The organism is Tamlana crocina, from assembly GCF_012037625.1.
On the sequence record NZ_JAAVJS010000805.1, the window covers coordinates 1 to 292 of the forward strand.

1 protein-coding gene is annotated in these 292 nt (G+C 42.5%); it reads left to right on the top strand.

Annotated elements, in window-relative coordinates; all coding sequences use genetic code 11:
* Positions 1 to 7: 7 nt before the first annotated feature.
* A complete protein-coding gene (locus HC176_RS19075) occupies positions 8 to 121 on the top strand; it encodes a hypothetical protein (protein WP_280818732.1) in 114 nt (37 codons plus the stop codon).
* Positions 122 to 292: the final 171 nt, after the last annotated feature.

Consider the following 292-nt stretch of genomic DNA (forward strand, 5'->3'; position numbering starts at 1 on the left):
TCAAAAGCTGCAGAAGGAGGATCTGAAAGTGATTGACTGCCAAATCTATACTCCGCACCTGAAGAGTCTTGGCGCCGAAGAAATATCACGGACAGAATTTTTGAAGTTTTTAACTAGCTAGAGCTGCAAATTTAGTCCGGAGAGAATATAGATCTCACTGGTGGGAACTCCTGCATAATCTTCTCTTCTCCATTCCACTCCTGCACTCAGCCCGAGATTTTTGAAGGAAGAATTCTCAAGTTTTATAGTGTAGCGTTGATCGGCTTCAGGTTTAAAGTCTTTCATCATGCTG